Raw genomic sequence first — 7811 nt, 5'->3', positions numbered from 1 at the left:
TGATATTGAAGTAGACTTTTTCATGAGGTCGCCTCGTTTCGTATGTTTGTAGGGGTACAAACACTTTAACGAATCAGCGGCCTTTTTGCTACCTTATTTTGGGTAATCAACAGGCTTAGAATAACGTATCTTAATTTGGTGATTCGGGAGCGTTTGAGGGAATTAGTTGGAAATACGTCACTTGTTAACCTGCGAAAATCTTATTTAGACGATTTATGGGATATTAAGTGTTGTTTTTCCAACTGCTGTTTGGTTTGTAGCCTTCTGTGCAGCAGGAAGTGGAGAAAATCCAACTGCTGTTTCAGCATTTGCATCGGTCCCGTCAGCGAGGACTCCATATCCAAGTAAAGGCCCCGCAGCATAATATAGCTGCGGGGCCTTTACTTGCTGGTTCGAGTAAGTCCCCCTAAGTAGACTTACTGGAAGTTATATATGAACAAATAACGTGCAATTATTAGAACGATACGGCTGCAGTCTTAGCCAGCTGCAGGCCGGATGCAATAATTTCTGCCGATTTCTGCGGGTTCTGATTGTGGCCTTCGATGATGACCTGTGTAGTTTCTTGGAAACCCCAGAAGTTCAGGTTACCCATGATGAAGTTAACAGCCATCTCTGCGCTTGCAGCCGGGCCTTCGGAGTACACGCCGCCTCTGGCGTTAAGTACGGCAGCCTTCTTGCCTGTCAGCAGTCCTACCGGACCTTCAGCGGTATACTTAAAGGTAGTGCCGGCCTGGTTCAGGTAGTCGATATAAGTGTGCAGTACAGCCGGAACCGTCATGTTCCAGAGCGGGAAGGCAAAGACCACTTTGTCGGCAGCCAGGAACTGGTCGAGATATTTCTTCACAAGAGCGGCGCCTGCTGCTTCTTCTGCAGTAGCTTCGTAGCCTTGAGCGGCCTTGTATACTCCTGTGATCAGGGTGTTGTCGTAGTATGGCAGCTGTTCAGCGAACAGATCCAGTTCAGTAATCTGGTCTTGAGGGTGGGATTCCTTGTAGCTGGCCAGGAATTCGTTATACAGCTGAACACTTACAGATTGATCGGCAGGGCGGTTATTAGCTTTGATAAACAGAACATTCGACATTATGATTTCTCCTCAGGTATATATTTAATATTAACTATGGATAATATAGCACGCAATATTTAGTTTGTAAATATCCGTCGGATAAAAAAATAATTCTGCCTGCATCAAGAGACTATTCTTCGCAGCCATACCAGATCTTCTATAGCACAAATCCATTTGCCGGTTGAACCGTCAAGATATAGTGTTGCCAAATTTCGCAAGCCGGCCCGGGCCGTTTCCGGGACAGGTTTAGGGAATCTGAGACCCGGTTAAATAGGTAATAGAAGGAGAACAGGAAATGATTCCCTCTCCGTACTACGGGATTAAGCCCCCACTCCAAAGGAGCGATCGATATGTCCATTGACCGTTTCATCCTGAAGAAGCTGGACCACTGTCACGAAGAGCATACCCGCCTCAACCTGGTGAAGCTGTTCAAATTGCGTATTCAAAAGGCGGAGAAAGAAGAGAACCGTAATCTGCGGATCGGCTGACTGACATAGACGAAGCACATACCTGCATGATGCGGGCATGTGCTTTTTTGGCGTAGCGGCAAAAAAATATCCCTCTGTTTAGTAGAGGGATAATGCCAATGAATCATTTTCACTGTAACTGTGCAATATAGCTTCTGAGCCTTTAATTTCGATACTGATCAGAGAATTCAAACAGGTCTGCAGGGCGTTTTTACCCTTTTGAATTTTGAGTTCAAGTGTACTGTTGAGCAGTCGAAGTACTTTTTGGGTCGGCTGTTTGTTTTCTGTTGTGAAATATACAGGGACAAGCTTGTTTTGAAATGTGATGAGCATTCTCATTTTGAAAACCACCTCGCTAAAAGTATTTCATGGTATTGATCTTACCCTGTGTTTCTTAATTTTACCTTAAAATTAGCTTATGATAACATAAAGATTGCAAGTTTTATAGATTTGCAGGTTTGTGAAAGCCACTCATTTACATAAAAAACTCGGATTTATGGTAAAAAGGAAGGAATTATGAGTGTGAAAAATCAAGAGGTAATCTGTTTGGCACAGTTTCTGTTCCCGGGTGAAAGCAAGCGGAAAGTGATTACGGATATTCTGCATGCAGCCTCCGGCTCACTGCGGATCTGCAGATTGAAGTTCGATGAGGACGGGTATTCGCATGATGTATGCCTGCACGTACATAAGGATAAGACCATTATAACAGGTCTGCGTGAAGAAGACGCTTTCGGATACGAATTGAAGGAGCCGGAGGAGATTAAGCGGGCCTGTCATTATCTTTTTAATTGTTTTGACTATGCGCATAGCCGGACTATGTCTGCTCCTGCGCTCTTCCTGTCCAAAGAAAGTTATGAGGAGATAAATGACCAAGCCGGAGGCTGGACATGGTGTGTGTTGGCTGAATCCCTGGGGGCGGAAACGGGTGATCCTGACAGCTCTGCTGAATTAGCCAAAGTGTTGAAGCACCGGACAGTGTCCGGAGAGCTGCGGTTATGTTCACAGGACGGCGGAACCTGGAGCCTGCAGGAGGCATCGTTCATGGAGGCTGCTTCGGGTGCCTGGCTTCTGCGCAGCTGCTGTAAGCCCGCACAGGATTACATTATCGCGTTCCCGCTTACCCGTGCGGAGCTATGTCATGCTTTTGCTGAATGGCTGCTGCATAGCTCCGGACCCATCTCCCCTTGATCCCCGTACATACGCTTCACGCATCTATATCTGCAAGTCCTCCACCTGTTCTATCGTTTGACTCCTAACCGATTGATGTCTTTAACCTTTCTAAAGACTGCCGCATATGCATAGAGCAAGGGCGACAGACCCGGAAAGAAAGGAGAGAAAAGGATGAAAGGTTACAAAAGGCTGTCATTGCCGTTCTTGCTGGTGCTCTTGTGCTGCTCTGTACTTGCGGGCTGCAGCAATAATTCCGGAGCAGTCAAGGTGAAGATCGGCGAAGTTACCCGTTCCGTGTTCTATGCGCCTGAATATGTGGCATTGTCGCAAGGGTTTTTCAAGGATGAAGGATTAGATGTAGAGCTGCAGACGATACCGGGTGGGGACAAAACCATGACAGCGCTGCTCTCCGGAGCGATTGATGTGGCGCTGGTCGGTTCGGAGACGTCCATTTATGTGTATCAGCAGGGGGCGGATGATCCTGTTATCAATTTTGCCCAGCTAACGCAGCGGGATGGAACGTTCTTGTTCGCACGTACGCCGGACAGTCATTTTACATGGGACAAAGTTAAAGGCTCGACCTTCCTCGGGCAACGGCAAGGGGGTATGCCGCAGATGGCCGGAGCATTCACGCTGCTGAATAAGGGGATTGATGCCGGAAAAGATCTGACGCTGATCCAGAACATCGACTTTGCCAATATTGCCGGCGCTTTTGCTTCAGGGACCGGGGATTACGTGCAGCTCTTTGAACCTCAGGCTTCTATCTTCGAGAGTGAAGGACGGGGCCAGGTTGTGGCCTCCTTCGGAGTGGAGAGCGGTTATCTGCCGTATACGGTGTTCATGTCCAAGGAGAGTTATATCCATAAGAACCAGGCTACAGTGCAGAAGTTCACCAATGCCATCCAGCGTGCCCAGCTATGGGTGAAAGCTCATAGTCCGGAGGAGATTGCTGAGGCGGTTATGCCTTACTTTGACAACATTGACCGGACCATTGTAGTCTCTGCCATCAGCCGCTACAAGGAACAGGATACCTATGCCGTGAACCCGGTGATTGAGGAGAAGGAATGGAATAATCTGCTGGATGTGATCGACAATGCCGGGGAGCTGAAGGAACGGATTCCGGCCGGTACCATCGTTGATAACAGCTTCGCGCAACAAGCGGAGAGCAGCATTAAGGAGTGAGGGACGTATGCTTCCAGTAGTGGAGTTGAAGGAAGTCACGCACGCCTATCTGGGAGACCGCGAGGCTTCGCTTGCTATAGAGGATTTGAATCTCAGCGTCGGAAAAGGCGAGTTCGTCAGCCTTGTCGGACCGAGCGGCTGCGGCAAAACGACGATCCTGTCCATCATTGCCGGGCTGCTTCAGCCTTCGCGCGGCGAAGTGCTGCTTAACGGGCGCCCCACCACGGGACCTTCACCGGAGGTGGGCTACATGCTCCAGCAGGACTATCTGTTCCCCTGGAGGACGATTCAGGACAACGTACTGCTCGGGCTGGAGCTGACGGGCAGGCTCACCGGAAGCTCACGCGCCAAATCGCTGCAGCTGCTGGCCGATATGGGGCTGGAGGGCAAGGAGCGGGCATATCCGGCTCAGCTCTCCGGGGGGATGCGCCAGCGTGTCGCCCTCGTGCGGACACTGGCCACAGATCCCGGGCTGCTGCTGCTGGATGAACCCTTCTCTGCGCTGGACTACCAGATTAAGCTGCAGCTCGAGGATCTGGTCTCAGAGACGCTGATGCGCCGGGGAACCACGGCTATTCTGGTCACCCATGACCTGTCTGAAGCGATCGCGGTCAGCAGCCGGGTCATTCTGCTCCAGCGGAATCCGGGCAGAATCCGCAAGGTTTTTCAGATTCCCGAAGCGATACGCAGTACCCCGCCGCTGTATGCGCGGGATTTGCCGGGATTCGCAGAGCTTTTTCACGAGGTATGGAAGGAAATGGAGCTGGCAGGGAGGGAAGATACGTGAGTACAGAAGCACAGACCCTAGAGGCGGCCTCCCGTGCCCAGTGGCTGGAACAGAAACATGCGGATTACAGGAAGAAGAAGCGGCGCCGCAAGAGTCAGGTGCTTATGGTCAGAAGCAGCCTGCTTCTGCTGTTCTTTGCGCTCTGGGAGGCCGGGGCCCGGCTGCGCTGGATTGATGAGCTGCTGTTCAGTTATCCGACGAAGGTCTTCCGGCAAATCTGGAGCGACATGCTCAGCGGCAGTCTATGGCCGCATCTGGGAATGACCGTCGGTGAGACGGTGGTGGGATTTATTCTGGGGACGCTGCTCGGGACACTGCTTGCTGTCGTGATCTGGTGGTCACCTTTTTTATCCGCCGTCCTAGATCCTTATATGGTGGTATTCAACAGTATGCCGAAGGTGGCGCTGGGTCCGATCTTCATTGTCATGTTCGGCGCAGGCTTCACCGCGATTGTGGTCACCACGTTATCTATCACGGTGATTATTACAACGCTTGTAGTGTATAACAGCTTTTGCAGTGTAGACCCGAATCTGGTCAAGGTGGTCCGGTCCTTCGGGGCTTCCAAGAGCCAGGAGTTCAATAAGGTGATTCTGCCGGCTTCGTTCCCTACAGTGGTCTCTACATTAAAGGTGAATGTCGGTATGTCCTGGGTCGGGGTCATTGTCGGTGAATTCCTGGTGGCGAAGTCCGGGCTTGGTTATCTGATCATCTACGGCTTTCAGGTGTTCAACTTCACCCTGGTTATGTCCAGCCTGCTCATCATTGCGGCGGTGGCTACAGCCATGTATCAGCTGGTGGTGTATGTGGAGAAGCTGCTCCTGTCGAGGCGGTAAGAATCATGTAATATTGTGTCTCTTGGCAAAATCTTGTACCATAACTATATCTTTAATTGCATGAAGAAGCTTAACGGTGTAGGAGAGGTATTCACATGGGATTTCGTATTATCAAAACGGCGGCTGCAACTCTGCTGTCTATTCTGCTGGCAGCCGCCGCTGGCATCCCGAATGCGCAAAGCGCGGGACTGCTGGCTATTCTCGGGGTAGAAACGACCCGCAAAAGGAGTCTACGCACGATTACGGCACGCTTTTTCGCCTCATTGGTGGGACTCTTTTTGGGTTGTATTCTGTTCTTCGCCCTTGGCTTTCATTATTGGGTGCTCGGATTGTACGTACTGTTCGGTTTCCCGCTTATCGTCAAATCCGGCTTCAAGGAAGGAATCGTTACAAGCTCTGTTATTGTGTTCCGTGTGTTTGGACAAGCGGATATCACGGTCCACATTCTGCTGCAGCAGGTCGAGCTGCTGATTATTGGACTCGGCTCGGCCGGACTGGTGAACTTCATCTATATGCCGCAGACCGGCGGGATGATTGCCGGTATCCGCAAAGAGGTGGACGGCTACTTCTCAGTGATCTTCCGCCAGATCGCCAGAACGCTGCGTGATCCCGCTTATCTCTGGGACGGGAAAGAACTGATTGGAGCGGGTGAAGCCGTGGAGAAGGGGCTGAGCGCAGCTTCAAGAGAGATGGAGAACCATGTAATTCATCCGGATGAAGCCTGGAACGTGTATTTCTATATGCGCAAGGAGCAGCTGGAGTCGATCCAGAATATGATGCAGCTTCTCTCGCAGGTGTACCGCCAGCTGCCGCATGGAGATATGGTCGGGGAGCTGTTCGACCAGCTCAGCGGGGATGTACTGGCTGAAGAATATACCGGGCGGACCGAGCGGCTGCTGGAGGAGCTGCAGCAGGAGTTCCAGGAGATGGAGCTGCCGGATTCCCGTGAGGAATTCGAGATCCGTTCCGCCATTCTGCAGCTGTGCCGTGAGCTTGCATTATACCTTAAGATTGCCAAACGGTATAAAAGTCCGGTAGACCACCGGCCGGTAAAGGACAAGCAGCCCTCCAAGGGGAAGGCGTGAGCAAAAACCATGTTAATTCAGCGTCAGGTATTCATATTCCGGTGTAAAATAACGATAAGAAAGATAAGCACAAACTGTGAGCTTACTATTTAGTGATGTCCAAATAGAGGAATCTGTAGAAGGTATAGATGAGGCCGCGAAGCTTCCCAATTACTGCAGGGTTCACCCCGGTGGACATCCTGCACTGGCAGGTGAGGAATATGAATAACAGCAATGAACAGTATATCGGCAAACAGCTTGTAGCGAATCTTTTTAATCATAGCGGCGTGTTTGTCCTGCCGGCATTGACTCTGCTCACCGGGGAGCATATCCGCCTGATCAGCCAGCACAAAATCGTTCTGGAGCCGCAGGATGTGCTTCAGGTGGACAGCGCCGCGTTCTATCAGCTGGCCGTGGATGACTGTACGGCGGCGATGGAGAATATTTTTGAACAGCTGCGCTACACCAAGACCAAAAGGCTGCCCATGCTGGAGCTAAGAAATGAAGTCATACCGTTTATCCAGCAGGTCAGCGAGAAGAATGATTTCTACGGAATATTGTCTGCGCTGCAGACCAAGGATGATTATACATACAGGCATAATGTTGCGGTGGGCATCATCTCTACGCTGCTCGGCAAATGGCTGAAGCTGAAGCCGGAGGAGCTAAGCATGCTGACGATTGCCGCAACGCTTCATGATATCGGCAAAATTATGATTCCCGCCGAGATCCTCACCAAGCCGGGTCCGCTGAACGAGGAAGAGCATGCCCTGATGAAGAAGCATACCACCTATGGCTATGAGATGATCCGTGATACGGTGGGTACCACTCACATGCAGGCACTGGTTGCCCTGCAGCATCACGAGCGGATGGACGGCAGCGGATATCCCTTCGGCGTGCTGGGACACCGGATTACGGACTTCAGCAAGATCGTTGCGGTTGCGGATATTTTCCATGCGATGACCTCAGACCGCTTCTACCGCACAGCGGCGCCGTTATATGAGGTGCTGAAGCAGATGGACGACAATGCCTACAGCAAGCTTGATCCGTATATTTGCAGTGTCTTCATTAATAAGCTGATGCAATCCATGATCGGCAACGAGGTATTGCTTACGGATGGGCGGATCGGCAAAATCATCATGATTCTGGCTCATGACCCGCTGCGTCCGCTGGTGAATATCGGGGAGGATTTCATTGACCTGAGCCGTGAGCGGCAGCTTGGGGTGGTCCGTGTGCTGTCGCAGTAGG

The 7811-nt window shown here is 51.0% G+C and carries 9 protein-coding genes; 7 read left to right on the top strand and 2 right to left on the bottom strand.

The features are described 5' to 3' along the window. Positions 1-454: 454 nt before the first annotated feature. Positions 455-1081 (bottom strand): FMN-dependent NADH-azoreductase, encoded by a 627-nt coding sequence (locus tag HQN87_RS26960; protein ID WP_173139621.1) that lies wholly within the window; start codon positions 1079-1081, stop codon positions 455-457. A 332-nt stretch (positions 1082-1413) separates the two neighbouring features. Here HQN87_RS26960 and HQN87_RS26955 point away from each other — a divergent pair, with 332 nt between their 5' ends. Beyond that, entirely contained in the window at positions 1414-1551 is a 138-nt protein-coding gene (locus HQN87_RS26955; protein ID WP_173139620.1) for a hypothetical protein, read from the top strand. A 78-nt stretch (positions 1552-1629) separates the two neighbouring features. Here the strand turns inward: HQN87_RS26955 and HQN87_RS26950 are convergent, their stop codons facing one another. After that, a complete protein-coding gene (locus HQN87_RS26950; protein WP_036699054.1) occupies positions 1630-1869 on the bottom strand; it encodes a hypothetical protein in 240 nt (79 codons plus the stop codon). A 207-nt stretch (positions 1870-2076) separates the two neighbouring features. On the opposite strand from HQN87_RS26950, the gene HQN87_RS26945 reads away from it, so the two are divergent. The 6 genes from HQN87_RS26945 to HQN87_RS26920 all read left to right on the top strand — a co-directional run bounded on the left by HQN87_RS26945 (position 2077) and on the right by HQN87_RS26920 (position 7810). Further along, positions 2077-2718, top strand: coding sequence for a hypothetical protein (locus HQN87_RS26945; RefSeq protein ID WP_173139619.1), 642 nt, complete (start codon positions 2077-2079; stop codon positions 2716-2718). A gap of 153 nt (positions 2719-2871) precedes the next feature. Beyond that, positions 2872-3882 carry an ABC transporter substrate-binding protein gene (locus tag HQN87_RS26940; RefSeq protein WP_173139616.1) on the top strand — a complete coding sequence of 337 codons (1011 nt, stop codon included), beginning with the start codon at positions 2872-2874 and terminating at the stop codon, positions 3880-3882. A 7-nt stretch (positions 3883-3889) separates the two neighbouring features. After that, positions 3890-4669 (top strand): ABC transporter ATP-binding protein, encoded by a 780-nt coding sequence (locus tag HQN87_RS26935; protein WP_173139614.1) that lies wholly within the window; start codon positions 3890-3892, stop codon positions 4667-4669. Then, the gene (locus HQN87_RS26930; protein WP_173139612.1) at positions 4666-5502 is read left to right on the top strand and encodes an ABC transporter permease; all 837 of its coding nucleotides are present in this window, start codon (positions 4666-4668) and stop codon (positions 5500-5502) included. The genes HQN87_RS26935 and HQN87_RS26930 overlap by 4 nt, the downstream gene beginning before the upstream one ends. Before the next feature lie 95 nt (positions 5503-5597). Further along, positions 5598-6587, top strand: coding sequence for an aromatic acid exporter family protein (locus HQN87_RS26925; protein ID WP_173139610.1), 990 nt, complete (start codon positions 5598-5600; stop codon positions 6585-6587). 200 nt (positions 6588-6787) lie between these two features. Beyond that, complete coding sequence (locus tag HQN87_RS26920) at positions 6788-7810, top strand: HD-GYP domain-containing protein (RefSeq protein ID WP_173139608.1); 1023 nt, start codon at positions 6788-6790, stop codon at positions 7808-7810. Position 7811 lies beyond the last annotated feature (1 nt).

The organism is Paenibacillus tritici (assembly GCF_013204885.1).
GTDB classification, from domain to species: Bacteria; Bacillota; Bacilli; order Paenibacillales; family Paenibacillaceae; genus Paenibacillus_AQ; species Paenibacillus_AQ tritici.
The sequence above is the reverse complement of the archived record's forward strand: the minus strand, read 5'-3'. Positions and strand labels throughout refer to the sequence as shown.